Annotated in this window: 29 protein-coding genes and 2 tRNA genes; 15 read left to right on the forward strand and 16 right to left on the reverse strand. The window is 60.2% G+C overall.

The annotated features are described in order from the left end of the window. Nucleotides 1–49: 49 nt before the first annotated feature. The 5 genes from ACTNB1_RS13840 to ACTNB1_RS13860 form a co-directional block, all read right to left on the reverse strand. The gene (locus tag ACTNB1_RS13840) at nucleotides 50–382 is read right to left on the reverse strand and encodes a cupin domain-containing protein (RefSeq protein WP_441170281.1); all 333 of its coding nucleotides are present in this window, start codon (nucleotides 380–382) and stop codon (nucleotides 50–52) included. A gap of 13 nt (nucleotides 383–395) precedes the next feature. Next, complete coding sequence (locus tag ACTNB1_RS13845; protein ID WP_441170283.1) at nucleotides 396–746, reverse strand: DUF6483 family protein; 351 nt, start codon at nucleotides 744–746, stop codon at nucleotides 396–398. Nucleotides 747–760: 14 nt separating this feature from the next. Continuing rightward, nucleotides 761–1,390 carry a helix-turn-helix domain-containing protein gene (locus tag ACTNB1_RS13850; RefSeq protein WP_441170285.1) on the reverse strand — a complete coding sequence of 210 codons (630 nt, stop codon included), beginning with the start codon at nucleotides 1,388–1,390 and terminating at the stop codon, nucleotides 761–763. 211 nt (nucleotides 1,391–1,601) lie between these two features. Continuing rightward, nucleotides 1,602–1,686, reverse strand: a tRNA-Tyr gene (locus tag ACTNB1_RS13855). Between the two features lie 16 nt (nucleotides 1,687–1,702). Then, a tRNA-Thr gene (locus ACTNB1_RS13860) sits at nucleotides 1,703–1,778 on the reverse strand. Nucleotides 1,779–2,037: 259 nt separating this feature from the next. Here ACTNB1_RS13860 and ACTNB1_RS13865 point away from each other — a divergent pair. The 12 genes from ACTNB1_RS13865 (at nucleotide 2,038) to ACTNB1_RS13920 (ending at nucleotide 12,743) form a co-directional block, all read left to right on the forward strand. Then, on the forward strand, nucleotides 2,038–2,271 hold the full coding sequence (locus tag ACTNB1_RS13865) for a hypothetical protein (protein ID WP_441170287.1): 234 nt from the start codon (nucleotides 2,038–2,040) through the stop codon (nucleotides 2,269–2,271). Next, complete coding sequence (locus ACTNB1_RS13870; RefSeq protein ID WP_441170289.1) at nucleotides 2,252–2,572, forward strand: sigma-70 family RNA polymerase sigma factor; 321 nt, start codon at nucleotides 2,252–2,254, stop codon at nucleotides 2,570–2,572. Before ACTNB1_RS13865 ends, ACTNB1_RS13870 begins: the two co-directional genes overlap by 20 nt. 122 nt (nucleotides 2,573–2,694) lie before the next feature. Then, nucleotides 2,695–4,065, forward strand: a complete 1,371-nt coding sequence (rpoN, locus tag ACTNB1_RS13875; RefSeq protein WP_441170291.1) for an RNA polymerase factor sigma-54 — start codon at nucleotides 2,695–2,697, stop codon at nucleotides 4,063–4,065. Between the two features lie 17 nt (nucleotides 4,066–4,082). Further along, nucleotides 4,083–4,742, forward strand: coding sequence for an HAD family hydrolase (locus ACTNB1_RS13880; protein WP_441170293.1), 660 nt, complete (start codon nucleotides 4,083–4,085; stop codon nucleotides 4,740–4,742). Nucleotides 4,743–4,956: 214 nt separating this feature from the next. Further along, nucleotides 4,957–5,838 (forward strand): substrate-binding domain-containing protein, encoded by an 882-nt coding sequence (locus tag ACTNB1_RS13885; RefSeq protein ID WP_441170294.1) that lies wholly within the window; start codon nucleotides 4,957–4,959, stop codon nucleotides 5,836–5,838. A 94-nt stretch (nucleotides 5,839–5,932) separates the two neighbouring features. Beyond that, entirely contained in the window at nucleotides 5,933–6,799 is an 867-nt protein-coding gene (gene pstC, locus ACTNB1_RS13890; protein WP_441170296.1) for a phosphate ABC transporter permease subunit PstC, read from the forward strand. 15 nt (nucleotides 6,800–6,814) lie between these two features. After that, a complete protein-coding gene (gene pstA, locus ACTNB1_RS13895) occupies nucleotides 6,815–7,681 on the forward strand; it encodes a phosphate ABC transporter permease PstA (RefSeq protein ID WP_441170335.1) in 867 nt (288 codons plus the stop codon). A 12-nt stretch (nucleotides 7,682–7,693) separates the two neighbouring features. Continuing rightward, complete coding sequence (pstB, locus tag ACTNB1_RS13900) at nucleotides 7,694–8,455, forward strand: phosphate ABC transporter ATP-binding protein PstB (RefSeq protein WP_441170298.1); 762 nt, start codon at nucleotides 7,694–7,696, stop codon at nucleotides 8,453–8,455. A gap of 83 nt (nucleotides 8,456–8,538) precedes the next feature. Next, the gene (gene phoU, locus ACTNB1_RS13905) at nucleotides 8,539–9,183 is read left to right on the forward strand and encodes a phosphate signaling complex protein PhoU (protein WP_441170299.1); all 645 of its coding nucleotides are present in this window, start codon (nucleotides 8,539–8,541) and stop codon (nucleotides 9,181–9,183) included. Between the two features lie 12 nt (nucleotides 9,184–9,195). Further along, on the forward strand, nucleotides 9,196–9,861 hold the full coding sequence (locus tag ACTNB1_RS13910; RefSeq protein ID WP_441170301.1) for a response regulator transcription factor: 666 nt from the start codon (nucleotides 9,196–9,198) through the stop codon (nucleotides 9,859–9,861). A gap of 18 nt (nucleotides 9,862–9,879) precedes the next feature. After that, entirely contained in the window at nucleotides 9,880–11,607 is a 1,728-nt protein-coding gene (locus tag ACTNB1_RS13915; RefSeq protein WP_441170302.1) for an ATP-binding protein, read from the forward strand. A 119-nt stretch (nucleotides 11,608–11,726) separates the two neighbouring features. Next, nucleotides 11,727–12,743, forward strand: coding sequence for a hypothetical protein (locus tag ACTNB1_RS13920; protein WP_441170303.1), 1,017 nt, complete (start codon nucleotides 11,727–11,729; stop codon nucleotides 12,741–12,743). A 19-nt stretch (nucleotides 12,744–12,762) separates the two neighbouring features. Here ACTNB1_RS13920 and ACTNB1_RS13925 read toward each other — a convergent pair whose 3' ends face one another. Beyond that, a complete protein-coding gene (locus tag ACTNB1_RS13925) occupies nucleotides 12,763–12,936 on the reverse strand; it encodes a hypothetical protein (protein WP_441170304.1) in 174 nt (57 codons plus the stop codon). Between the two features lie 115 nt (nucleotides 12,937–13,051). Between ACTNB1_RS13925 and ACTNB1_RS13930 the strand changes: the two genes are divergently transcribed. After that, nucleotides 13,052–13,219: a ribbon-helix-helix domain-containing protein gene (locus ACTNB1_RS13930; protein ID WP_441170306.1), complete on the forward strand. Its 168-nt coding sequence runs from the start codon at nucleotides 13,052–13,054 to the stop codon at nucleotides 13,217–13,219. A 158-nt stretch (nucleotides 13,220–13,377) separates the two neighbouring features. Continuing rightward, nucleotides 13,378–15,009 (forward strand): hydroxylamine reductase, encoded by a 1,632-nt coding sequence (hcp, locus tag ACTNB1_RS13935; RefSeq protein WP_441170307.1) that lies wholly within the window; start codon nucleotides 13,378–13,380, stop codon nucleotides 15,007–15,009. 56 nt (nucleotides 15,010–15,065) lie between these two features. Here the strand turns inward: hcp and asnS are convergent, their stop codons facing one another. From asnS to ACTNB1_RS13980, 9 genes are all read right to left on the reverse strand, one after another. Continuing rightward, complete coding sequence (gene asnS, locus ACTNB1_RS13940; protein WP_441170309.1) at nucleotides 15,066–16,460, reverse strand: asparagine--tRNA ligase; 1,395 nt, start codon at nucleotides 16,458–16,460, stop codon at nucleotides 15,066–15,068. 86 nt (nucleotides 16,461–16,546) lie between these two features. Beyond that, the gene (locus ACTNB1_RS13945) at nucleotides 16,547–17,947 is read right to left on the reverse strand and encodes an APC family permease (RefSeq protein WP_441170311.1); all 1,401 of its coding nucleotides are present in this window, start codon (nucleotides 17,945–17,947) and stop codon (nucleotides 16,547–16,549) included. An 87-nt stretch (nucleotides 17,948–18,034) separates the two neighbouring features. Continuing rightward, nucleotides 18,035–18,541: a hypothetical protein gene (locus ACTNB1_RS13950; RefSeq protein ID WP_441170313.1), complete on the reverse strand. Its 507-nt coding sequence runs from the start codon at nucleotides 18,539–18,541 to the stop codon at nucleotides 18,035–18,037. Further along, nucleotides 18,538–18,813 (reverse strand): hypothetical protein, encoded by a 276-nt coding sequence (locus ACTNB1_RS13955; protein WP_441170315.1) that lies wholly within the window; start codon nucleotides 18,811–18,813, stop codon nucleotides 18,538–18,540. The genes ACTNB1_RS13950 and ACTNB1_RS13955 overlap by 4 nt, the downstream gene beginning before the upstream one ends. A gap of 7 nt (nucleotides 18,814–18,820) precedes the next feature. Continuing rightward, nucleotides 18,821–19,093 (reverse strand): hypothetical protein, encoded by a 273-nt coding sequence (locus tag ACTNB1_RS13960; RefSeq protein ID WP_441170317.1) that lies wholly within the window; start codon nucleotides 19,091–19,093, stop codon nucleotides 18,821–18,823. Beyond that, nucleotides 19,094–19,930, reverse strand: a complete 837-nt coding sequence (locus ACTNB1_RS13965; protein WP_441170319.1) for a DUF3021 family protein — start codon at nucleotides 19,928–19,930, stop codon at nucleotides 19,094–19,096. A 15-nt stretch (nucleotides 19,931–19,945) separates the two neighbouring features. Then, on the reverse strand, nucleotides 19,946–20,380 hold the full coding sequence (locus ACTNB1_RS13970) for a LytTR family DNA-binding domain-containing protein (protein WP_441170321.1): 435 nt from the start codon (nucleotides 20,378–20,380) through the stop codon (nucleotides 19,946–19,948). A 94-nt stretch (nucleotides 20,381–20,474) separates the two neighbouring features. Further along, nucleotides 20,475–20,675 (reverse strand): helix-turn-helix transcriptional regulator, encoded by a 201-nt coding sequence (locus ACTNB1_RS13975; protein ID WP_441170323.1) that lies wholly within the window; start codon nucleotides 20,673–20,675, stop codon nucleotides 20,475–20,477. After that, nucleotides 20,675–21,082: a hypothetical protein gene (locus ACTNB1_RS13980; protein WP_441170325.1), complete on the reverse strand. Its 408-nt coding sequence runs from the start codon at nucleotides 21,080–21,082 to the stop codon at nucleotides 20,675–20,677. The genes ACTNB1_RS13975 and ACTNB1_RS13980 overlap by 1 nt, the downstream gene beginning before the upstream one ends. A gap of 265 nt (nucleotides 21,083–21,347) precedes the next feature. Between ACTNB1_RS13980 and nhaC the strand changes: the two genes are divergently transcribed. Next, nucleotides 21,348–22,805 (forward strand): Na+/H+ antiporter NhaC, encoded by a 1,458-nt coding sequence (nhaC, locus tag ACTNB1_RS13985; RefSeq protein WP_441170327.1) that lies wholly within the window; start codon nucleotides 21,348–21,350, stop codon nucleotides 22,803–22,805. 49 nt (nucleotides 22,806–22,854) lie between these two features. On the opposite strand, the gene ACTNB1_RS13990 is transcribed toward nhaC, so the two are convergent. Further along, nucleotides 22,855–23,664, reverse strand: coding sequence for a hypothetical protein (locus ACTNB1_RS13990; protein ID WP_441170329.1), 810 nt, complete (start codon nucleotides 23,662–23,664; stop codon nucleotides 22,855–22,857). Nucleotides 23,665–23,723 lie beyond the last annotated feature (59 nt).

Genomic DNA, 23,723 nt, shown 5'->3' on the forward strand with positions numbered 1-23,723 from the left:
GGGAACGCTAAAAAAATCGGGGCGGCCCGGGGGGCGCCCGCCACCTTTTTTATGCATACAGAGGGATCACGGCAAAGAAGATCAGGTCTTCCGTACCGTTGTTGATCAGAGAATGGGCGTGTCCTTCCGGACAGAAATGGCAGTCGCCTGGGACCAGAGCCTCCTCACCATCGTCGTACAGCACCTTTCCGGTGCCGGAGAGCACATAGATCACCTCGCTGCTCCCCTCGTGGGTGTGCAGGCCAATGGAAGCGCCCGGCTCCAGCCGGCCGTGCATGATGCGTGCTCCCTGCTCATTGACCAGCTTGGCATGGGTCACCTTTTCGCCGCCCTTAAAGTGCTCCAGGGCCTGCTCCTCCATATGGGCAAAATCAATCTTCATGTTCTGTTCCTCCTTATAATACCACGCCGAAATGATCCGACAAATCCTGGAGCCCCTCCTGGATCTCGTCCCGGCCAAAGCCGGCCTCCTCCAGCTGGGCGTCGCTCAGCTCGTTGAGTCGGGCGTAAAAATCCACCCCGGCCTCCAGGCAGCCCAGTCCGCCCTCCTCGGCGGTCTCAAACAGCAGGTCCTCCCCGCCGCACAGGTCCCCTTCCGCCAGAAGGCGCATCAGCTCCCCATGGAGCCCGTCGGCCTGCACATCTCCGGAGGGCACATACTCCGTACCATCCTTATGAAATACCAGCAGCGCAATGGAGCGGGCCATTGCCTCCACCTGCCGCATCATCCAATCCTCTGTAACCACAGCGTTGCCTCCTTTTACAAATTCCGCACCAGCTTCACCGCCACACCGATGATTCGGGCGGCGCCAGTCTCAAAATCCCTCATGGGGATGATCTTGGGCTCGTAATCCGGGTTTTCCGGCTGGAGGATTACTACACCCTTCTGTGCCCGAAAGCGCTTCAGAGTGGCATCCTCTCCGTCTACCAGGCAGGCCACGATCTGGCCGTTCTCAGCGGTCTCCTGCCGCCGGATGAGCACCAGATCTCCTTCCCGAATGCCTGCATTTATCATGCTGTTTCCAGTCACCCGCAGATAAAAATGCTCCTCCGGGTCAGGCACATCGGCGGCGGCATACCCCTCCAGATCCTGCTGGGCCAGCAGCGGGACACCCGCCCGAATGGTGCCAAGAATGGGTACCACCGTGGTCTCCCGGGGCACAGGCGTCGGAATTCGGGGCACATCAAAGCCCTGGAGCCACAGAGGATCCACTCCGAGAGCCCGGGCTATGGCCGCGGCGGTGCCGATCTTGGGCTCCCGCTGCCCCAGTACATAGCGATTGAGGGTCTGAGGATTCATATGCAGCCGGTCTCCCAACTGCTCATAGCCCAGCCTCTGCTCCTCCATGATCGTGCGCAGGCGGACACCGATGGTGGTTTCCTGCTTCATGCCAAGCCCCTCCCTGTCCCATTTTCGGGGCTATTCTATCACACTTTATCACCAAACGCAATGTATTTTTCTCGTATCCTCTTGACTTTTATCTCCAAACGGTGTTATTATGTCTACACATTAGAACTTATGTTCTATATCTTGTTCCTTCAAACACCAATCGGTGAAATTTTTACAAACAAAAACGCCCCACCTACTGGCGGGACGTTTTTGGTGGAGGAGGGTGGATTCGAACCACCGAAGCGAATCGCAACAGATTTACAGTCTGCCCCCTTTGGCCACTCGGGAACTCCTCCATATGAAGTTGAACGATGGAGCTGGTGGACGGACTCGAACCCCCGACCTGCTGATTACAAATCAGCTGCTCTACCAACTGAGCTACACCAGCATACCAGCTCGTCCACAGCGAAGGTTATTTTACCAGAAAGGATGTGTTTTGTCAAGAAAAAGTATGCTCTTTTTTTGATATTTTTTTAGGAGGGGAAAAGAGATCCAAATCTTGGTTTGGACGGACCCGCTGCGGGATGTGCAGCGGGTCCCACCGGCAGGCTGGTGCCGCCGGTGCCGGGGAGAGCTGTACGGGCAGGAGCGGGAATTGTGTGCCCGCTGCCTGGCAGCCATCCGGCAGGAGGAAAGGGAGGAGAGACATGACCTTATTGGAGCTATCGGTGGAATACCGGACCAATGCCGAGGCACTGCAGGAGCGGGCTCTGCTGCTGGAACGTCAGCAGCGGGAGGGGATGGACGAGGCCAGCCGGGTACGGCTGGATGACCGCATCAAGCTGCTGCGGACCATGTGGCGGGAGGCCAGGGACCTGGCGGTACTGTGTGAGCGGTATTACGAGAGGGGGTACCGGCGCAATGTCAAGTACACGATATAGAAGAGGCGGCATGTACGCCGCAGACATGGCGGCCTATTCCCGGGCCATGGCCGAGGACAATTCCCAGCAGATGGCCCGGCTCAAGCACAATCTGGTGCGGGCTCTGCGGGAGGATGTCACGCCCCGGCAGCGGGAATTTCTGCTTCTCTACTATGGAGAGCAGCTCAATATGCGCCAGATCGGGGAGCGGCTGGGGGTGGACAAGTCTACCGTCTCCCGCACTATCAAGCGGGGCGAAGCCCGGCTGCGGCGCTGCCTGCGCTACGGCGCGGAGGCCTTTCTTGAGCAGACCCGCAGCTAAGCCGCCAGCATTTTCTACATGCTCAGCCCGGCTGGGCAGTTGAAATCAGTCCCAGTTCCGTGATATACTGTCTCCCGAACAAGACGAGATATGACGTTTTTCGCAGAGGGAGGCCAAAGGCATTGGAACTCAATCTATCTCAGAAGCAGACGCAGACGCTGTCCCCCCAGATGATGCAGTCCATGGAGGTTCTGCAGATGGGCTCTCAGGAGCTTCTGGAATACATCGAGGAGGCCGTGCAGGAAAATCCGGTGCTGGAGCCGGAACAGAACTACGATAAGCAGGACGAGTTTTCCGTCCTTCGGCGCAAGCTGGAATGGCTGGAATCTACCGACCCTCAGAACCGCTATTACCACCAGCAGGACTCCGAGGAGGAAAACGACCCGCTGAACAATTACGGAACCGTACGGGACGACGATGAAAATCTCTATTATTACGTGCTCTCTCAGCTGAAGGTGATGGACCTGGAGCCGGAGGTGATGGAGGCCGGGGTCTTCCTGGTGGAGAGCCTGAACCAGAACGGCTGGCTGGACGAGCCTCTGACCGACCTGGCCGCCGACCTGGGCTGCACCATGGAGGTCATGGAGCAGGCTTTGGAAGCGGTGCAGTCCCTGGAGCCCGCCGGTGTGGGAGCCCGGGACCTGTCCGAGTGCTTACGGCTCCAGCTGGTCCGCCGCACACCGGTGGACGAGCTGGCGGTGCGTATTGTGGACGGCTATCTGGACGCCCTGTCCAAGAGCCGGTATGGACTGATCGCCCGGGAGCTGAAGGTCACCCAGGAGGAGGTACGCGCCTCCTGCGACCGGATCCGCAAGCTCAATCCCCGGCCCGGCACCGGCTTTGCCGCCCGGGAGAACCTGACCTATATCAATCCGGACATCATCGTGGTCAGCTTCCCTGACCATTTTGAGCTGCTGACCAACGATTATTACTTCCCCACCCTGAACATCAGCGGATACTACACCAAGCTGATGAAGGAGAGCGAGGATGACGGCGTCAAGGAGTACCTGACCGGAAAGGTGCGGCAGGCCAAGTGGATGGTAAAGGCCATCGAACAGCGCCGTTCCACCCTGATGGCCTGCGCCGAGTGCATTCTGGACTTCCAGGAGGCCTTCTTCCGCAAGGGACCGGGCCACCTGGTGCCCCTGTCTCTGGCCGACGTGGCCGAGCGCATCGGGGTCCATGAGTCCACCGTCAGCCGGGCCACCAAGGACAAATACATCCAGTGCTCTATGGGAGTTTACCCGCTGAGCTATTTCTTCTCCCGCAGCCTGGGCCCCGTCTCCGCGGGAGACGACGCCGCCTCTCCTGACGCGGCCAAGGCCCTGCTCAAGAAGCTTATCGCCGGTGAAGACAAGAAAAAGCCCCTGTCCGACCAGAAGCTGTGCCAGCTCATGGCCGCCCAGGGCTGTGTCCTCTCCCGGCGCACCGTGGCCAAGTACCGGGACGAGCTCCACATTCCCAGCACTACTGGCCGGAAACAGTACGAATAAGGGAGCGAAGAGACCACATGCAGTATAAGGCAGTCTTTTTTGATTTTGACTTTACCCTGGGCGACTGTTCAGAGGCTATCGTGGCAGGCTTCCGGTACGCCTTTTCCAAAATGGGCCTGCCGGAGCCGGGCTATGAAGCGGTACGCCGAACGGTAGGCATGCCGCTGGAGGAGGAATACACCTTCCTCTCCGGAGATCCCGACCCGGAGCACCGGGCCAGATTCCGGACCCTTTACACCGAAAAGGCCGGACCCATGCAGGCGGAGACCGCTGTGCTGTGTTCCGGCGCCCGGGAGCTGTTGGATGCCCTCCATCAGGCGGGGATCCCCGCTGGGGTGGTCAGCACCAAGCGGACGGACACCCTGCTGTCCATTCTGGAGGCCCGGGGCGTGGCCCCTCTGTTTGCCTCCATCACCGGCGGCGACCGGGTGACACATCCCAAGCCCGACCCGGAGGGACTGCTCTCCGCCATCGCCGCTCAGGGGCTGTCCCCGGAGCAGGTGCTCTACTGCGGTGACACCGTCATCGACGCCGAGACCGCCCAGCGGGCAGGCGCCTCCTTCTGTGCGGTGCTCAACGGCACCACATCCGCAGAGGATTTTGCCGGCGCCGGATTCCCTATGGCCCACGTGGCTCCCGACCTGTGGGATCTGAAGAACTGGCTGGGATTGAACTGAATCAAATGTTAGGCCGTGCCGCGGAAGGTTCCGCGGCACGGCCTTTTTTCTTTTGTAAAGTGGTATGGTTCGTGTAAAGTCGGGCATTCTTATGTCAAAAAGGGGCTTTACACAGTCTTTACAAAGGCTTGAAGGACAACTTTACAATTGCCAGATATACTGATAAGCGTTCCCAGAAATGAAGAAAACTATGCATGATTGGAGATCGAACAACATGAAAAAGAGAACTCTTGCCCTGATGCTCTCCGCCGCTCTGTGCGTCGGCCTGCTGGCTGGCTGCGGCAGCAACGGCGACACCACCGAGACCCCCGCCGCCGGCTCCAACAGCCCCGCCGCTGTGGAGTCCGAGGCTCCCGCCACCACCGAGCTGTCCGGCACCGTCAACACCAACGGCTCCACCTCCATGGAGAGCGTGATGGGTTACCTGACCGAGGGCTTTAAGGAAGTCCAGCCCGGCATCACCATCAACTACACCGGTTCCGGTTCCGGCGCTGGCGTCACCGGCGCTCAGGACGGCACCTGCGACATCGGCCTGGCCTCCCGTGACCTGAAGGACGACGAGACCGGCGTGAAGCAGATCACCGTTGCCAAGGACGGCATCGCCATCATCGTCAACCCCGAGAACCCCGTGGCTGACCTGAGCCTGGAGCAGATCGCCGCTCTGGCTACCGGCGAGATCACCAACTGGTCTGAGGTTGGCGGCAACGACGGCCAGGTCGTGTTCATCGGCCGTGAGGCTGGTTCCGGCACCCGCGACGGCTTTGAGTCCATCACCGGCACCGAGGATGCCTGCAAGTACCAGAACGAGCTGACCTCCACCGGCGAAGTGATCGCCAACGTGGCTTCCAACCCCAACGCCATCGGCTACGCCTCCCTGTCCGCCGTGGACGAGACTGTGAAGGCCATCACCGTGGGCGGCGTGGCTCCTACTGAGGAGACCGTTCTGGACGGCACCTACGCTGTGCAGCGTAACTTCAACTTCATCATCAACGAGAGCGCTGAGCTCTCCGACGCCGCCAACGCCTTCATCGAGTGGGCTACCTCCGCTGAGGCTTCCAGCCTGATCGCTGACGCCGGCGCCGTGCCTGTGGCCTAAAACCTGACCTGATTCTTCACGGAAAGTACCCCCTCGAACCCGAGGGGGTACTCGCCATGATATGACCTATCCTACGAAAGGCCGGTAATCTGCCATGAAACAAAAGCTCCGCCCGCTGGAAGTCTTTATGAATCTGCTGTTTTTCCTGTGCGGGCTTATCGCTATCGTGTTCGTACTGTTCATCAGCGTCTATCTGATCATCTCCGGTCTGCCTGCCATCAAGGAGATCGGCCTGGTGGACTTCCTGTTCGGCAAGGAGTGGGCCTCCACCGCCGCCGAACCCAAATTCGGTATTCTCCCCTTCATCCTCACCTCCATCTACGGTACCGCCGGCGCCATCGTGCTGGGCGTGCCGGTAGGCTTCATGACGGCGGTGTTCCTGGCCAAGGTGGCGCCGCCCAAGCTGGCCGCTGTGGTCCGCCCGGCGGTGGACCTGCTGGCCGGTATCCCCTCGGTGGTATACGGCCTTATCGGTATGATGGTGCTGGTGCCCGCCGTCCGGGAGCTGTTCAACCTGCCTGACGGCGCCAGCCTGTTCTGCGCCATCATCGTGCTGGCCGTTATGATCCTGCCCTCTATCATCTCGGTGTCCGAGACCGCCCTGAAGGCGGTGCCCCGGGAGTATGAGGAGGCCTCCCTGGCCCTGGGCGCCACCCACATCGAGACCGTGTTCCGGGTGTCCGTCCCGGCGGCCTCCAGCGGTATCGCCGCTTCCATCGTGTTGGGCATCGGCCGGGCCATCGGCGAGGCCATGGCCATCATCATGGTGGCAGGCAACGTGGCCAACATGCCCGGGCTGTTCAAGTCCGTCCGCTTCCTCACCACCGCCGTGGCCAGCGAGATGGCCTACGCCTCCGGCCTCCAGCGGCAGGCCCTGTTCTCCATCGCTCTGGTGCTCTTTCTCTTCATCATGCTCATTAACGTGGTCCTCAACACGCTTCTCAAACGGAAGAAGGGGTGATATACTGTGATTGCAATTAAAATGCAGCCTCTCTCCGGAAAACGGAAGGCATACGACCGGGTGCTCCGGTTCCTGCTCTACTTCTGCGCGGTGCTGACCTGCGCCCTGCTGGTGTTCATCATCGGCTATATCTTTGTGAAGGGTCTGCCTCACGTGACCCTGAGCTTCCTCACCAGTGAGCCCAGCTTCATCAAGGATACCATCGGTATCCTGCCCAACATCCTCAACACGGTCTATCTGGTGGTGATGACCCTCATCATCATTCTGCCTCTGGGCGTGGGCGCCGCCATTTATCTGACGGAGTACGCCTCCAACCGGCGGTTCGTGGCCGCCATCGAGTTCGCCACCGAGACCCTCACCGGTATCCCCTCCATCATCTTCGGTCTGGTGGGCATGCTGTTCTTCTGCCAGCGGCTGGGTCTGCAGGCCTCCCTGCTGGCCGGCTCCCTCACCCTGGTGATCGTCACCATCCCCACCATCATCCGCACCACCCAGGAGTCTCTGAAGACCGTGCCCCAGTCCTACCGGGAGGCTGCTCTGGGTCTGGGCGCCGGCAAGTGGCACATGATCCGCACGGTGGTGCTCCCCTCCTCTGTGGACGGCATCGTCACCGGCTGCATCCTGTCCATCGGCCGCATCGTGGGCGAGTCCGCCGCCCTGCTGTTCACCGCCGGTATGGGCATGAGCCTGAACAACTACTTCTCCTCTGTGGGCAACTTTATCCACTCCTCCGGCGCCTCCCTCACCGTGGCCCTGTATGTGTACGCCCGGGAGCGTGCCGAGTTCGACGTGGCCTTCGCCATTGCCGCCATCCTGATGATCCTCACTCTGGTCATCAACCTCAGCGCCAAGCTGGTGGGCAAGAAATTAAAGAAAAAGTAAGGAGACCCCATTATGGATGAAAATATTATCCTGTCGGCCCGGGATCTCGACCTCTGGTATGGTCCCACCCAGGCCCTGAAAAGCGTCAGCGTGGATATCCCCGAAAAGCAGGTGACCGCCCTCATCGGCCCCTCCGGCTGCGGCAAGTCCACCTTCCTTAAGACCCTGGACCGGATGAACGACCTGGTGCCCGGCATCAAGATCACCGGCAGCGTGCAGTATCGCGGCATGGAGATCTACGACTCCAAGGTGGACGTGACCTGGCTGCGCAAGCAGATCGGCATGGTGTTCCAGAAGCCCAACCCCTTCCCCATGTCCATCTATGACAATGTGGCCTACGGTCCCCGCACCCACGGCATCAAGAACAAGAGCCGTCTGGACGACATCGTGGAAAAGTCCCTCCAGGGCGCGGCCATCTGGGACGAGGTAAAGGACCGGCTGAAGAAGTCCGCTCTGGGTCTGTCCGGCGGCCAGCAGCAGCGTCTGTGCATCGCCCGTGCCCTGGCGGTGGAGCCCGACATCCTGCTGATGGACGAGGCCACCTCCGCCCTGGACCCCATCTCCACCTCCAAGATCGAGGACCTGATCTCCGATCTGAAGGAGCAGTATACCATCGTCATCGTCACTCACAACATGCAGCAGGCCACCCGTGTGTCCGACAAGTGCGCCTTCTTCCTTCTGGGCCAGCTCATTGAGTTTGGGGATACCACTCAGCTGTTCTCCATGCCCAAGGACAAACGCACCGAGGATTATATCACCGGCCGCTTCGGTTAATTCTTTTTCTTGAAAGAAAAAGAACCAAAAAGAACTTCCATGGCCCGGTCCGCCGGGTCCTACGTCATAAAGGAGTAAGGGTAATGAGAAAAACCTTTGACGCCGAGCTCCAGGAGCTCAATTATGAAATGATCGACATGGCCGCCGCGGCGGAGGACGCCATCGACGTGGTGGTGGAGTCCCTGGCCTCCAGCGACGACACCGCCGCCAAGAGCGCCATGGAGCAGACCAAGCACATGGACGAGATGGAGCGGGACATTGAGAACCGCTGCCTGCGGCTGCTCCTGCAGCAGCAGCCGGTGGCCCGCGACCTGCGCACCATCTCCGCCGCGCTGAAGATGGTCACCGACCTGCAGCGCATCGGCGACCAGTGCTCCAACATCGCGGAGATCTCCCTGCTGCTCACCGGCCAGAAGCAGACCTCCGCTCTGGCCCACATCCGCACCATGAGCCAAAAGGCCGGTGTGATGGTGAAGCGGGCCATTTTCGCCTACGTCAACCGGGACACCGACGCCGCCAAGGCAGTCATCGCCCTGGATGACGAGATCGACGAGCTGTTCCGCACCATCAAGTCCGAGCTGGTGGAGCTCATTGTGGAGAACCGCCAGGAGGCCGATCAGGCCATCGACCTGATCATCATCGCCAAGTATCTGGAGCGCATCGCGGATCACGCGGTGAATATCGCCCAGTGGGCCATTTTCTGTGTCACCGGAGAGATTTTAGGCTAAGGAAGTGATACCATGTCCAAGTCCATCGCGGTCGTGGAGGACGACGAGAGCATCCGCGAGATGCTCCGCTACTATTTCCAATCGGTGGGTTACTCCGTGCGGGCCTATGAGTCTGGGGAGGCACTGTTCGCCGACGAGGGGCAGCCTCTGCCCCTGCTGTACATCCTGGACATCATGCTGCCCGGCATGGATGGGCTGGAGATCCTCCGCCGGCTCCGGGAGGGCCGGGAGACCTCCGAGGTACCCGTCATCATGCTCACCGCCCGCTCCGCCGAGATGGACCGGGTGTCCGGCCTGGAAAACGGGGCGGACGACTATGTAGTCAAGCCCTTCGGCATCATGGAGCTCCAGGCCCGGGTGAAGGCGGTGCTCCGCCGCACCCAGCGCCGGGGCGACCGGATCCTGACCTGCGGCGACCTGGAGATCGATCCCGCCGCCCGGGAGGTACGCAAGGGCGGACAGCTGGTGGAGCTCACCTTCAAGGAGTTTGAGCTGCTCAAGCTGCTGTGCACCCGCCGTGGCGTGGCCCTTACCCGGGACGAGATCCTCCAGTCGGTGTGGGACTATGACTACACCGGCGAGACCCGTACCGTGGACATGCACGTAAAAGCTCTGCGCCAGAAGCTGGGTGAGGATGTGATCACCACCGTCCGGGGCGTGGGCTATAAAATGTCCTAGCTAGTGGGAGGAACCTGCATGAAAAAACGTATCATCGGCGCCACCCTGATCACCGTGGTGTGCGCCCTGCTCCTGTCCAATTTGGTAGGGGTACTGATGTTCCGGAATCGGGAGATGGACGCCGCCCGGGACACCCTGCAGGAGCTGCTGGTCCTGATGGACGCCCAGAGCGCCGACACTGACCCTCAGGCCCTGGCGGAACAGTTCAGCCAGGCGGCGCCGGGCAAGCGGCTCACCATCATCGACACCGATGGCACCGTGCTGGCCGACACCGAGGCCAATCCCGAGGGCCTGGAGGACCACAACAACCGTCCTGAGGTGGAGGAGGCCAACGCCACCGGCTGGGGTGAGGCGGTACGCCACTCCGACACCATCGGCACCTCTATGCTCTATGTGGCAAAGCGGTTTGCCGACGGCATGATCGGCCGGGCCTCTATGCCCCTGTCTTCCATCGATTCCCTGGTATTCAGCAGCCTCTGGGGCTTCCTCATCGCCTCTGTGGCGGCGGTGCTGCTGGCCCTGCTGCTCTCCCGCCGCACCGCCAACCGGGTGGTGGCTCCCCTCAGCGCCGTCAGCCAGACCCTCCAGGGCGTGCTGGACGGCACCGGCACCCCCGGTCTGGAGGAGTACCAGTCCGACGACGAGCTGCGGCCCATCCTGCGCTACATCGACAAGCTGGTGGAGCGGCTGGGCGGCTATATTCAGTCCATCACCGACGAGCGGGACAAGGTCTCCCTGATCCTGGACTGCATGGCGGAGGGCCTGATCCTGCTGGACGAGAACGGAAAGGTGCTGGCTATCAACCGGGCCGCCCGGGCCATCTTCGGCTTCCCCGAGGGTGAGGAGGACGACGGCGCCCTGCTGCTCACCCGCAGCCGCCGTCTGCGGGACGCCATCCGGGAGTGCCAGGAGAAGCACGGCTCCGTAATGCTGGACGTGGACGCCCTCACCGAGGACGCCCGCTCCCTGCGTCTGTTTATCTCCCCCGTAGCCGGCCGGCAGTATGAGGGTCAGGCGGTGGGCACCTCCATCCTGATCTCCGACGTCACCGAGCTGAAAAAGGCGGAGGGCATCCGCAGCGAGTTTACCGCCAACGTGTCCCATGAGCTGAAGACCCCGCTGACCAGCATCAAGGGCTTTACCGACATGCTCTCCGGCGGCATGGTGGCCTCTCCCGAGGATCAGAAGCGGTTTATCACCATGATTGGCGTGGAAGTGGACCGGCTCATCGACCTGATCAACGACATCCTCAAGCTCTCCGAGCTGGAGGGAGCCGCCATCGACCAGTGCAGCGAGCGTTCCGACGTGCTGGAGGTGGCAAAGGACACCGCCGCCCTCCTCACCCCCGCCGCCCAGGACGCCGGGGTCACCCTGTCGGTGACCGGCCTGTCCGCCGAGGTGGCGGTGCCCCAGAGCCGGCTGAAGGAGCTGCTGCTCAACCTGATGAGCAACGGCATCAAGTATACCGAGAACGGCGGCAAGGTGGACACCTCCGTCCGTCTGAAGGACAATCAGGTGGTCATCACCGTCCGGGATAACGGCATCGGCATCCCGCCCGAGGCACAGAGCCGGGTCTTTGAGCGGTTCTACCGGGTGGATAAGGGCCGCGCCCGCAAAAACGGCGGCACCGGTCTGGGTCTGGCCATCGTCAAGCACATTACGCAGCTCTACGGCGGCACCGTGTCCCTGGAGAGCGAAGTGGGCAAGGGCTCCACGTTTACTGTGACCCTGCCCCTGGCGCGGTAACGCCGAAAACCCGAAAAAGAGAGGGCAAACGCCCTCTCTTTTCCCTTTTTGTTACCAAATTAAGTTGATTGTCCAGTTAAATAGATGATATGATAGAAAAAAAGCGGGGGGCGATAGCGTTGAAAAAACGGATACTCGTCATTGTGGCATGTTTGGCCGTCTGTGTCGCGTTTTTTGGGCTGGCCTGGCCCAAGATCTATCTGAAAATCGCCCGGCCCGATGTTTTGTGCGACATGGGCGCGGAGGCACTGAATGAAGGCCGCGCAGAGGACGCCCGCCTGTACTTCCAGACCGCCATGGATCGGGACCCCACCTGCGCTGAAAGCTATGCGGGTATGGCCAGTCTGTCTCTGGCGGCGTGGGATATAGAGGGCGCCATCAGCGGCTATCAGACCGCTATCCAGCACGCCCAGGCCAATCCGGTCCGGGTGGACGAGGATTTTATCCGGTCCTGCTATGTGAGTATCGCGTCTCTGTACGCCGCCATGGGACAGATGGAACAGGGACAGGCGGTTCTCACCCAAGGTTATGAGGCCACCGGTGATCCCAAACTCCGGGACTATACTCTTTTTGAAAACAGGCTGATCCTGAACGGCGCCTGTCTCACCGATCTGTCACCCCTGGCCAGCGGGGACTGGGATCACCTGGAATCTCTTATGATCAGCTACGGGTACGGCATTGCCGACTACTCCCCCATCACAGCCCTGCCCAATCTGGAGGAATTGAGGCTGGCGGACTGCGGACTGACCGACCTCTCCTTCCTGGAGGGGAGCGACGGATTTTGCCACATGTTTTTTCCGGAAAATAATATCACCGATCTTACAGGGCTGCGCGGCGCGGACAACCTGCGGGAGCTGAATCTGGGCTATAACCTGAATCTGAAGTCTCTGGACGGGCTGGAAACGCTCTCTGAATTGGAGCGGCTCTACATTGGCTATACCAGCGTGACCGATCTGGAGCCCCTGCGGGGCTGCCGGAACCTCCGGCGCCTGGAACTCACCTATCTGGACATCGACGATTACAGCCCCATCCAGGACTGCCCCATCGAGATGCTGGATGTCCACCGCATCCCCAAGGAAGACGTGGAACTGCTCCGGGAGATGTTTCCCGACGCCATCATATACGCATCCACCTGAAAGAAGGACGGCTGAGCAATCAGCCGTCCTTCTTTTCGCTGTACCGCTGGCAGGCGGGAGCTTCCGGCTTTTTGTCCCGGAGTCTGGGATTTCCACAGTGTCCGCAGGGGATGGGGACAAACTGATTGCGTGCCCGCCTGACATAGTGCTGGCGGAAATACCGGCAGGTCGAACAGGTCTTTTTTTCCTCCATTTTTATCACCATCCTTACACTATTATACATAACATAGTGTAATTTGCAATCAGTTGTATTTTGCCCCTGCGGCAGATATACTAATTACACTATATAGTGCAATGAGGGATGGACGATGGCTGAGCCAATTCTTGTGAATCGAACCCGGTTTACCTCCTCTCTGGATAACCGGCTTATGGAACAATTCAATCAGTTGGCCAAGGCCACCCGTATTCCGAAATCCCGGCTGATTGACGAGGCCATTGAGGACCTGTTAAAAAAATACGAAAAGAAGGACAGCTGACCGCTCAGCTGTCCTTTTTGTTTGCCCAGCCGTCCGCAGTCAATATCATCCATAAAAAAATCCATCGTTTCGTTGTATTTGCAACATACTTGTTTCCTCCGGCAGTGTATACTCTCCCCAGAAAGTCAGAAAACCACCCCATGCAGGAGGAAATCAGGATGGAAAACAAGATGTTCTGTTATCAGTGCCAGGAGACCGCCGGCTGCACCGGCTGCACCCACGCCGGCGTCTGCGGCAAGAAGCCGGATGTGGCCGCCATGCAGGATCTGCTGGTCTATGTGACAAAGGGTCTGTCCGCTGTGACCACTCAGCTGCGGGCCGAGGGCAGAGACGTATCTCATGAGGTCAACCACCTCGTTACCCTCAACCTGTTCGTCACCATCACCAACGCCAACTTTGACAAGGAGGCCATTATGGCCCGCATCCGCACCACGCTGGACGTCAAGCGGGAGCTGCTGGAACGGGTGGATGGCCGGGACAAGCTGCCTCAGGCCGCCCTGTGGGACGGCTCCGGCAACTGGGAGGAGAAAGCCGCCCAGGTGGGCGTGCTGTCCACCAAGGACGAGGATATCCGCTCCCTGCGGGAGCTCATTACCTACGGTCTCAAGGGCCTGTCCGCCTACTCCAAGCACGCCAACGCCCTGCTGAAGGACGACCCGGAGGTGGACGCTTTCCTGCAGAAGGCTCTGGCCGCCACCCTGGACGACGGCCTGACGGTGAACGACCTGATCGCCCTCACCATGGAGGTGGGCAAGCACGGCGTCAGCGGTATGGCCCTGCTGGACGGAGCCAACACCGGCGCTTACGGCAATCCCGAGATTACCCGGGTCAACATCGGCGTGGGCAAAAATCCCGGCATTCTGGTGTCCGGCCACGACCTGCGGGACCTGGAGCTACTGTTGGAGCAGACCCAGGGCACTGGGGTGGATGTGTACACCCACAGCGAGATGCTCCCCGCCCACTACTACCCCGCCTTCAAGAAGTATCCCAACTTCGTGGGCAACTACGGCAACGCCTGGTGGAAACAGAAGGAGGAGTTTGAGTCCTTCAACGGTCCCATTCTCATGACCACCAACTGCATCGTGCCCCCCAAGGACAGCTACAAGGACCGGCTGTACACCACCGGCGCGGCGGGCTTCCCCGGCTGCAAGCATATCCCCGGTGAAATCGGCCAGCAGAAGGATTTTTCCGCCCTCATTGAGCACGCCAAGAAGTGTGCCCCGCCCACCGAGATCGAAACCGGCGAGATCGTCGGCGGCTTCGCCCATGCTCAAGTTCTGGCCCTGGCGGACCAGGTGGTGGAGGCTGTGAAGAGCGGCGCCATCAAGAAGTTCGTGGTCATGGCGGGCTGCGACGGCCGGGCCAAGAGCCGGAACTACTACACTGAGTTTGCCAAGGCGCTCCCCAAGGACGCCGTAATCCTCACCGCCGGCTGCGCCAAATACAAGTACAACAAGCTGGACCTGGGCGACATCGGCGGCATCCCCCGGGTACTGGACGCGGGCCAGTGCAACGACTCCTACTCCCTGGCGGTCATTGCACTGAAGCTGAAGGAGGTCTTTGGGCTGGAGGACATCAACGACCTGCCCATCGTGTATAACATCGCCTGGTATGAGCAGAAGGCGGTCATCGTGCTGCTGGCCCTGCTCTACCTGGGGGTGAAGAACATCCACCTGGGTCCCACTCTCCCCGCCTTCCTCAGCCCCAACGTGGCCAAGGTACTGGTGGAGAATTTCGGCATCGCCGGCATCGGCACCGTGGAGGACGACCTGAAGCTGTTCTTCTCCTGAGCATACAAAACGGGCGTCGGGACAAATTGTCCCGACGCCCGTTTGGCGTTTTATGCTTAGAAGTCGGCGTTGCCCACCGTTCTGGGGTGAGGCAGGACGTCGCGGATGTTGGAGATGCCGGTGAGGTACATCACCATCCGCTCGAAGCCCAGGCCGTAGCCGGCGTGCTTGCAGCCGCCGTACCGACGCAGGTCGCAGTACCACCAGTAGTCCTTGGGATTCATGCCCAGCTCCTGGATGCGGGCCTCCAGGATGTCCAGCCGCTCCTCACGCTGAGAGCCGCCGATGATCTCGCCGATGCCGGGCACCAGGCAGTCGGCAGCGGCCACGGTCTTGCCGTCGTCGTTGAGGCGCATATAGAAGGCCTTGATCTCCTTGGGGTAGTCGGTAACGAAGACAGGGCGCTTGAAGATCTGCTCGGTGAGGTAGCGCTCGTGCTCAGTCTGCAGGTCGCAGCCCCACTCCACCTTGTAGTCGAACTTGTCGTTGTTCTGCTTGAGCAGCTCCACCGCCTCGGTGTAGCTCACCCGGCCAAAGTCGGAGGAGGCCACGTGCTCCAGCCGCTCCTTCAGGCCCTTGTCCACGAAGGAGTTGAAGAAGTTGATCTCGTCGGGGCACTTCTCCAGCACGGTGTTGATGATGAACTTGATCATGGCCTCGGCCACGTCCATGTCGCCCTTCAGGTCGCAGAAGGCCATCTCGGGCTCGATCATCCAGAACTCGGCAGCGTGGCGCTGGGTGTTGGAGTTCTCGGCGCGGAAGGTGGGGCCGAAGGTGTACACATCGCCAAAAGCCATGGCGAAGTTCTCGGCGTTCAGCTGGCCGGACACAGTCAGGTTGGCGCTCTTGCCAAAAAAGTCCTGGCTGTAATCCACCTTGCCGTCCTCAGTGCGGGGCAGGTTCTCCAGATCCAGGGTGGTCACCCGGAACATCTCACCGGCGCCCTCGCAGTCGGAGGCGGTGATGATGGGAGTGTGGACATACACAAAGCCACGGTCCTGGAAGAAGGTGTGGATGGCGTGGGCGGCCACGGAGCGCACACGGAAGGCGGCGGAGAACAGGTTGGTGCGGGGCCGCAGGTGCTGGATGGTGCGGAGGTACTCCACGCTGTGGCGCTTCTTCTGGAGGGGGTAGTCGGGGGTGGAGGTGCCCTCCACCACCACGCTGGCGGCCTTCACCTCCATGGGCTGCTTGGCCTCGGGGGTGAGCACCAGGGTGCCGGTAACAGTGAGGGCAGCCCCCACGTTCTGACCGGCGATCTCCTTACAGTTGTCCAGGACGTTGGCATCCAGGACGATCTGCAGATTCTTGAAGCAGGAGCCGTCATTGAGCTCCACAAAGCCGAAGCCCTTCATGTCACGGATGGTACGGGCCCAGCCGGAGACGGTGACCGTCTGGCCGCCCAGGCTCTCCTTATCGGCAAAAAGCTGTGCGATTTTGGTGCGTTCCATGTTCCTTCCCTCTGTTTCTGTGAAATAAAGTCTCAGTGGGCACTAGTATATCATTTTTCCCTGATTTTGCAAGGGGTTTTGGGTAATTACCGGCGTAAAAGGTCCCCAAAGATCCGTTTTTCCTGCTCCTGAGGAGACACCGAACGGTCCCGGCGGAGGTAGAGGCCCACACCCAGCACGGCCAGCAGAGCCGCCAGAGCGTATTCCAGGCCGTCCAGAGCCCCGGGGCTCATGGGCAGCAGGATATTGCCCGCCAGGAATACCGACGCCGCGGCTCCCAGCACCGCCGTCACCATGCCCCCGGGCATGTGCACCGGCCGGCGCAGCTCTGGCCGGGTGCGCCGTAGCCGGAGCACCGCAACATAGGTCATCACCCACATGACGATGGTGGTAAGGGAGGCCACGTTGATAAAAGGCAGGAACAGCAGCTTACCGGTGAAGGGGGTAACCACCACAAAGGCGGCGGTAAACCAGATACACCGGGTGGGCGTGCCGTATTTGGGATGGAGCTTTGCGAATTTGGGAGACACCAGGGCAAACTGAGCCAGGCCGTACAGCATCCGGGCGGAGGAGTACAGGGTGGAGTTCATCACTCCCACCGCACCCACGAAGGCGGTAACCAGGAACAGGGGCCGCACCCAGCTCTGGCCGGTGAGGGACACCAGCACGTCGGCAAAGGGTGCGGTGTGGCCCACCGCCTCGGTCCAGGGCATGCAGCCCGCCACAGCGGTGGACACCAGGCACAGGATGCCGGTGACCAGGAACAGGCAAGTGATCAGGGCGGCTCCCGCCTTGCGGGCGGCGGGCCCAGTGGCGTCGGCGGCGGCCTTGGACACCGTCTCCCACCCGGCCACCGAGAACACCAGCAGGGACAGCAGGGCCGCCGAGCCGGAGAAGTTGAAGTCCAGGCCTCCGTCAGAGGCGTAAACAGCCGGGTCAAAGTGGGCAAAGCAGATGGTAAGGCCGATGGCGCACATGACCAGCAGCACCACCGTGGCGATTTTGGCCAGGGAGGCGCACACATTGGCTCCCCGCAGCTGCACCCACAGGATGGCGCCCGCCAGGACCAGCTGAAGGACCACATTGGGCAGGGTGACGGCGAACTCCCCCACGTGATAGAGCACCGCCGTGGTGCCCAGGGCGGGGAACAGCCCGTCCAGCAGGGACACTGCCGCCAAATCCACCCAGCAGTACACGATGGTGTTCATCAGGATACCCGCCCAGCCCACGGCAAAGCCGCCGCCGGGTCCGAAGGCGGCGTAGGAGTACACCACCTCGCCGCCGGGCAGAGGGAGCATAGGGATGGCCTCCATATAGGCAAAGGCAAAGGGCAGCTCGATGACGATGCACAGGGCGAAGGCCACCGCCAGATTCAGCGGTCCCCCCGCCGTCTCCAGCCAGGTGCCGGTGAGGAGCAGCCAGCTGGTACCCAGCATACACCCCACGCCCATGGCTACCAGGCCGAAATAGCTGATGCTCTTGCCCATGCCCATCCCCCGTTCTGAATCGTCGATACCCTTTCATTATAATGCCCCCGGGACAAAGCCGCAAGCCTTGTCCCGGGGGCGTTTTCCTTAATAATTATAAAGGGGAATGAGGAAGGTCCAGGGGGCGGTAACGATGGCCATGGTGAGGGCCACGATGTGCCGTTGCCGTTCATCCAGCAGGGTGCAGGACTTCATGGCCCGCTTCTCGAAGAAATAGATACACACACCGGCGATCGCCACACCCGCCAGGGTATACAGGAAACCGGGCAGGGTGCGGAAGGGGTTGAGGAATGCCTGGGAGATGATGCTGTCCAACCAGGGTCCCACGGGCGCGGGCAGCAGGGTGAGGTACCAGCAACCGAAGAGAAACACCGCCCCCACGAAGTCAGCCAGAAATCCCAGCAGCCAGAACTTCCACCACAGCTTTTTCAGCACTTCCTTTTTCTGAGTGTGCTTTAAAACCGCCAGGGTAATGAGCAGCACCGCGCAGTCAATGAGCAGGTTTCCCGGCAGGGTAATGATCCACACCTGAGGGAAGAAATACAGGATCCAGATAGGCAGCAGAACATTGTACAGCTTCACACTCTTTTTCATGGCGTTCTCTCCTTTCCCCGGCAGAGGGCCCAACCTCCCAGCCAGCCCAGGAAGATGGCTCCGCCGATCATCACCCACAGCAGAACTCCCAATTCCCAGAAAAAACCGCCCTGCATCCATTCATACACGCTCCCCGCCAGAGGGATCAGCAAAAAGCCCAAAGGGAGCAGGATGAGCCGCTGGAACCGCCGCTGGGTCAGGCGGCCGATCAGCAAGGTGAGGGCCAGCGTGACCGCCAGCGGCCCCCAGAACATCAGCGCAAGCATTTCCATGCTTTCATCACGCTCCTTTTCTCCGGCAGAACCTCCACCCCATCAGCCAGCCCAGAATGATGGCTCCACCCACAGCGGCTGAGTACAGCACACCCAGCTCCCAGAACAGATTTTTCATCAGATACCCATTCCCGGCAACGATCAGAGGGATAGCCAGAAGGCCCAAGGGGAACAGCCGGAGTGGCCGATACCGCCAAATCAGTCTGGTAAGAGCCATCGCCCCCAGCAGGCCGCCCAGGATGGGAGAGCCTCCTGTCATCAGCAGATATAGTCTGTCCATTCAATCCTCCTTTTTCTTTCGGGGGTTGGCTCCCGCCGCCACCCCCAGCAGCGAGGAGGCAAAGGTGATGGCGCAGAACAAAATCAGCACGGTGTAATTATAGACCAGGAACACAGCCGCCAGCATGGCAGCGGTACACACCACCGGGTAAAGGAGACAAAATCCCCGGCGTCTGCCCAGGTGCATGCCAGAAGCCAGGCAGCCGATGGGCAGCAAAATCTGGGCGTAGATCGCGCCGCTGAGCAGAGGCATCCCGCTGCCCTCCAGCTGCCGGAGCAGCCAGGGCACCCCCAGGCACAGGACCAGGGCCACCGGGATATAGGGCAGGGTCTCCTTCCACTTCAGCGGAGAGGGGCCGGGGGGCAGACCCAGCTTTTCCCGGATAACGGCCACCTCGGCGTACCATCTTACCCACCGGACCATCCAGATCAGCAGATAGACCGCCACCAGCAGCACCAGGTAGACCAGTAGAGGGACCAGCTTTCCCCAGTTCCAGCCGCACAGGCACACCATCAGGGTCAAAACTCCGGCGGTGACGGCAAAGTGGGCCAGGGACCGGCGGACCAAGGTGGCCCCATCGTCGGCAAAGGGAAGGGTGGACACGCCCACCACCGCCCCCATCAGGAAGTAAAGCCCCAACTGGATTCCCAGGGCGGCGGGGCCGGCCAACCGCTCCAGGTCATAGCTCACCAGCCGGAAGGAAGTGTGGTTCCCCATGGCGATAAGCCCGCCGCTGACCAGGTCATTGAACAGTCCGCCCACTGGAATCAGGGCGGCTATGCCAATGAGTCCGCCGATGAGGATGCGGACCAACCATTGCTTCTGTCTGTGTGTCATGAGGATTCCCTCCTTTCAAAGCCCCAGGGCCTCCTTGATTTTTTTCACATACCGCCGGGAGACATAGCACACCGTCTCCCCCGCCAAAGTCATGCGGATGGTACCGGTGAGGGACAGGTCCAGGGCGGTGATCTGCTCCAGATTCACCAGCTCGGAGTGGGAGATGCGCACAAAGGTGTGCCGGTCCAGCTTTCCCTCCAATTCATAGAGGCGCTCCTTCAGATCATATACTCCCTGGGTGGTCTGGACCTTGACTCCCTTCTCCTCCCCGTAGCACCGCAAAATATCCGCCGCCGCCAGAGGGGTCGCCACATCCCCCCGCCAGCCGGTGAGTACCCCGCCGCCCTGGAGCCGGACGGCAAGGGCCTTGACCTCGTCGGTGAGGGCGGGAGCGGTGATGGTCACCGAAACTTCCCCGCAGCCCGGCTGAATGTGGATATCTACCTTCATGCCGCCCCCTCCTTTCACCCTCAATATAGCCAAAACGGGGCCGTCTGTCCACCGTTTTCGGACAGACGGCCCCAATCAGGGGATACTTGGTCTTTTATTCGTCCCGGAAGGAAAAGACTTCCTCCACCGTGAGGCCGAACACATGGGCGATGTCCATGGCCAGCTTGAGCGAGGGGTTATATAGGCCCTTTTCCAGCCTGCCGATGGTCTCCCGCCGCACCCCAACCAGCTCGGCCAGCTGGCTCTGGTCCATCCCACGCTCCTGCCGGAGTGCCTTGATCTTGGTCTCCAGCATCAGCTCGCCCACCTCTCATAGGCCAGGAAGATCAGGTCTTTCGCCAGGCAGACGGAAGCAAAAATCACCAGCAGCTCGCTTTTTCCTATGACGAAGGTACGCCCGTCCTTGAGCAGGAAGAGCCCCGCACCCATCGCCAGGAAAAACAGAGTGAACAGAGCGGCGTCCGTCCGCCGCTCGTTCTCCGCAGAGCGTTCATCCCCCTTCTCGGTAAACAGACCCAGGGTGGTGCACACCACCACTACCCCCGCCGCCCCCAGCGCCACAGCGATGGCCACTCGGGAGGGAAAGGGCAGGCCCCGGACGGGGAAAAAGCGGGCGCACAGGCCGGCCGCCAGGATCAGCGCCCAACACAGGGCTCCCAGCTGCCGGCTGCGGGTGAGTGAAATCCGTTTGGACAGACACATATGACACAGCTCCTTCATGTGATATATTTGTATCTTTTGTGAGAAATATATCACACACCGCAATCGCTGTCAAGGGAAAATATGAGAAATTTATTACATTAAGCAACAGCAAAGGGCATTCCGGCCTCGCAAAACTTTCGCTTTCCTTTTTTATGCATTTTTACTATTTCTTAATTTGTCTTGCCTTTTTACTTTTAGCTATTTATACTAATAATCAGAGTCCAGTTTCCCAGGTTCCGCACTATAAACATAAGGAGGAGTCGCAATGTCCACATCAGGCAAGCATCACCCCCGTACCAAGCGCGAACCAAAACTTTGGGAGGCATTGGTCCCCATCTGTGGAATGGCGGTCATCATCGTCTATTCCATGCTAAAGCTAGAAATTGACCCACACATTCCCATTGTGCTGGCCACAGTCCTGGCTGCTCTCATGGCACTTTGGGTGGGCTGCACCTGGTCCGATATTCGGGATGGCATGCTTGCCAGCGTCTATCGTGCCATTGAGGCGCTTATCATCGTCATGTGCGTCGGCATGCTCATCGGCTCATGGGTCCTTTCCGGTTCTGTGCCCGCCATGATTTATTACGGGCTTCAATTTATTTCTCCGAAATTTTTCCTTCCCACAGGCTGTATCCTGTGCGCCATCGTCTCCGTTGCAACCGGCAGTGCCTGGACTTCCGCAGGTACCGTCGGCATTGCTCTAATGGGTATCGGATCCGGTCTGGGAATCAATCCCGCCATTACCGCCGGTATGATCATTTCCGGTGCATATTTTGGCGACAAGATCTCTCCCTTGTCTGACAGCACCAACGTGGCTGCCGCCGCCGCGGAGACAGACCTGTATAAGCATGTCCACTCCATGCTCTATACCACGGTACCCAGTTTCATTATCGCACTGATCCTGTACACCATCGTTGGTCTGGGACACGATACCTCGAATTTCAGCGCACAAAACATCGAAGATATCCGTATGGCATTGGCCGGCAGCTATCATATTTCTCCCTGGCTGTTCCTGCCCCCGCTTTTTGTTCTGGTCAGCGCTGTGGCAAAAGTCCCCGCTATTCCTTCGCTGCTGGGTGCCGCCGGACTGGGCGGTATCTTCGCCGCTATTTTCCAGGGCTCCTCTCTGAGAGACGTTCTGGACACCTTCCAGAACGGCGTGGTAGCCGATACCGGCCACGCTGTGGTGGACCAGCTGCTTACCCGCGGCGGTGTCAACAACATGCTCTGGACCATCTCGCTCATTATTTTTGCTCTTTGCTTTGGCGGCATTCTGGAAACCGCCGGTTTTACCGACGCCATCCTGAAGCGGGTCATCAAGCATGTCCACTCGGTAGGCGCCCTTGTTGCTACCACCATCATCAGCGGCATCGCCTGCGACTTTGTACTCACTGACCAGTATCTGGCCAACATCATCCCCGGACGCATGTACTGCAAGGCCTACGACGAAATGGGGTTGGAGCGTTACTACCTCTCCCGTACCCTGGAAGACGGCGGCTCCCTCTGGTCCCCCATGTTCCCCTGGAACGGCTGCGGCGCCTATCAGCAGGCCACTCTGGGTGTCCCCACGTTCCAATACTTCCCCTTCGCCTTTTTGAACCTGGTGAACCCCATCGTCTCCATTATCATGGCGAGCCTCGGCATTGCAGTTTTCTATAAAAAAGCATCCGACGAGGGGATCCCTGTTACAGAAGTGGAAAGTCCGGATCAACTTCCCAAATAAAAAAAGACGCGGTGCGCATCACAAAAGATGCGCACCGCGTTTTTTGCCGTCATGAGATGGCTTCGCTTCCTATGGTGTACTCCCACGCTCCGTCCACACCCATTTTAGCGGTACAATCGTTGAAGAAGTACGCCCCCAGGCCAGAAGCCCATTTCTCCGCCTGGAAGGTATCGTCAGCGGAGCCGGACAGGGTGAACAGGCAGCCGTTGCCGTTCCAGAGCAGTTCCTCCCCATCGATATAGCCCTGCTCCACCAGCTCCTCCCAGGTGCCAGTGATGGGCATAAGGCCGTGAGTGGTGCCAAAGGCCCAGCCCAGGGCATCCTTTTCGCTTTCACTCAGGTCGGTGAGTTCCGAGAAGTCCACCGCCAGCTCCTCCAGGCTCTCATTCAGACCGGGATCCACCTCCCACAGATCCTCCAGCACCTGGAGGTAGAGGCCGCAGCGGTCGTCAGTGTCCTTGCTCTCCGCCCGCAGGGAGTAGACCTCTCCCAGCTGGCAAGGATAGCTCTCGGCCACCATGCCGTTCCAGCACACCGTCACCAGCATGCCGTCTGTCAGGTCGGCGGCGGTCTTCTCCTGGCCGTCGATCCATACCGGGGTGTCCCCCACGGCAAAGGTATAGATTCCGGTGCCGTTATAGACGCCGTCCTCTCCCTCCGCCAGCAGCAGGGTACCGTCCTCCGCCCCGTCCACAATGCGGCAGGTCATCTCCCACATCTCCACACCGGGCAGATCATCGGTGGGCGGCACGCTCTCCGGCGGCATAGGGGACGGGGTCCCACCGGTCCCGGTGGACGTGCTGCACCCGGCCAGCAGGAGCAGGCAAAGGGCAATTGCGGGCAATGCGGTCTTTTTCATGGTGTCTCCCTCCTTTTTTATTTGTTCTTTGGACGAAACAGTTCAGAGAAAGTTCCCAA

It is taken from the genome of Flavonifractor sp. HCP28S3_F3 (genome assembly GCF_052065355.1).
In the GTDB taxonomy this organism is placed as follows: domain Bacteria; phylum Bacillota; class Clostridia; order Oscillospirales; family Oscillospiraceae; genus Flavonifractor.

Bases quoted from the DNA above. Each gene is read 5' to 3' on its own strand.
- ACTNB1_RS13840 (WP_441170281.1), bottom strand. From the start codon at position 382: ATGAAGATTGATTTTGCCCATATGGAGGAGCAGGCCCTGGAGCACTTT.
- ACTNB1_RS13880 (WP_441170293.1), top strand. From the start codon at position 4,083: ATGCAGTATAAGGCAGTCTTTTTTGATTTTGACTTTACCCTGGGCGAC.
- ACTNB1_RS13850 (WP_441170285.1), bottom strand. From the start codon at position 1,390: ATGAAGCAGGAAACCACCATCGGTGTCCGCCTGCGCACGATCATGGAG.
- pstC (WP_441170296.1), top strand. From the start codon at position 5,933: ATGAAACAAAAGCTCCGCCCGCTGGAAGTCTTTATGAATCTGCTGTTT.
- ACTNB1_RS13980 (WP_441170325.1), bottom strand. From the start codon at position 21,082: ATGTGTCTGTCCAAACGGATTTCACTCACCCGCAGCCGGCAGCTGGGA.
- ACTNB1_RS13975 (WP_441170323.1), bottom strand. From the start codon at position 20,675: ATGCTGGAGACCAAGATCAAGGCACTCCGGCAGGAGCGTGGGATGGAC.
- ACTNB1_RS13910 (WP_441170301.1), top strand. From the start codon at position 9,196: ATGTCCAAGTCCATCGCGGTCGTGGAGGACGACGAGAGCATCCGCGAG.
- ACTNB1_RS13950 (WP_441170313.1), bottom strand. From the start codon at position 18,541: ATGAAAAAGAGTGTGAAGCTGTACAATGTTCTGCTGCCTATCTGGATC.
- ACTNB1_RS13945 (WP_441170311.1), bottom strand. From the start codon at position 17,947: ATGGGCAAGAGCATCAGCTATTTCGGCCTGGTAGCCATGGGCGTGGGG.
- ACTNB1_RS13915 (WP_441170302.1), top strand. From the start codon at position 9,880: ATGAAAAAACGTATCATCGGCGCCACCCTGATCACCGTGGTGTGCGCC.
- asnS (WP_441170309.1), bottom strand. From the start codon at position 16,460: ATGGAACGCACCAAAATCGCACAGCTTTTTGCCGATAAGGAGAGCCTG.
- ACTNB1_RS13990 (WP_441170329.1), bottom strand. From the start codon at position 23,664: ATGAAAAAGACCGCATTGCCCGCAATTGCCCTTTGCCTGCTCCTGCTG.
- ACTNB1_RS13970 (WP_441170321.1), bottom strand. From the start codon at position 20,380: ATGAAGGTAGATATCCACATTCAGCCGGGCTGCGGGGAAGTTTCGGTG.
- ACTNB1_RS13870 (WP_441170289.1), top strand. From the start codon at position 2,252: ATGTCAAGTACACGATATAGAAGAGGCGGCATGTACGCCGCAGACATG.
- ACTNB1_RS13885 (WP_441170294.1), top strand. From the start codon at position 4,957: ATGAAAAAGAGAACTCTTGCCCTGATGCTCTCCGCCGCTCTGTGCGTC.
- ACTNB1_RS13965 (WP_441170319.1), bottom strand. From the start codon at position 19,930: ATGACACACAGACAGAAGCAATGGTTGGTCCGCATCCTCATCGGCGGA.
- nhaC (WP_441170327.1), top strand. From the start codon at position 21,348: ATGTCCACATCAGGCAAGCATCACCCCCGTACCAAGCGCGAACCAAAA.
- ACTNB1_RS13960 (WP_441170317.1), bottom strand. From the start codon at position 19,093: ATGGACAGACTATATCTGCTGATGACAGGAGGCTCTCCCATCCTGGGC.
- ACTNB1_RS13930 (WP_441170306.1), top strand. From the start codon at position 13,052: ATGGCTGAGCCAATTCTTGTGAATCGAACCCGGTTTACCTCCTCTCTG.
- ACTNB1_RS13865 (WP_441170287.1), top strand. From the start codon at position 2,038: ATGACCTTATTGGAGCTATCGGTGGAATACCGGACCAATGCCGAGGCA.
- ACTNB1_RS13925 (WP_441170304.1), bottom strand. From the start codon at position 12,936: ATGGAGGAAAAAAAGACCTGTTCGACCTGCCGGTATTTCCGCCAGCAC.
- hcp (WP_441170307.1), top strand. From the start codon at position 13,378: ATGGAAAACAAGATGTTCTGTTATCAGTGCCAGGAGACCGCCGGCTGC.
- pstB (WP_441170298.1), top strand. From the start codon at position 7,694: ATGGATGAAAATATTATCCTGTCGGCCCGGGATCTCGACCTCTGGTAT.
- phoU (WP_441170299.1), top strand. From the start codon at position 8,539: ATGAGAAAAACCTTTGACGCCGAGCTCCAGGAGCTCAATTATGAAATG.
- ACTNB1_RS13955 (WP_441170315.1), bottom strand. From the start codon at position 18,813: ATGGAAATGCTTGCGCTGATGTTCTGGGGGCCGCTGGCGGTCACGCTG.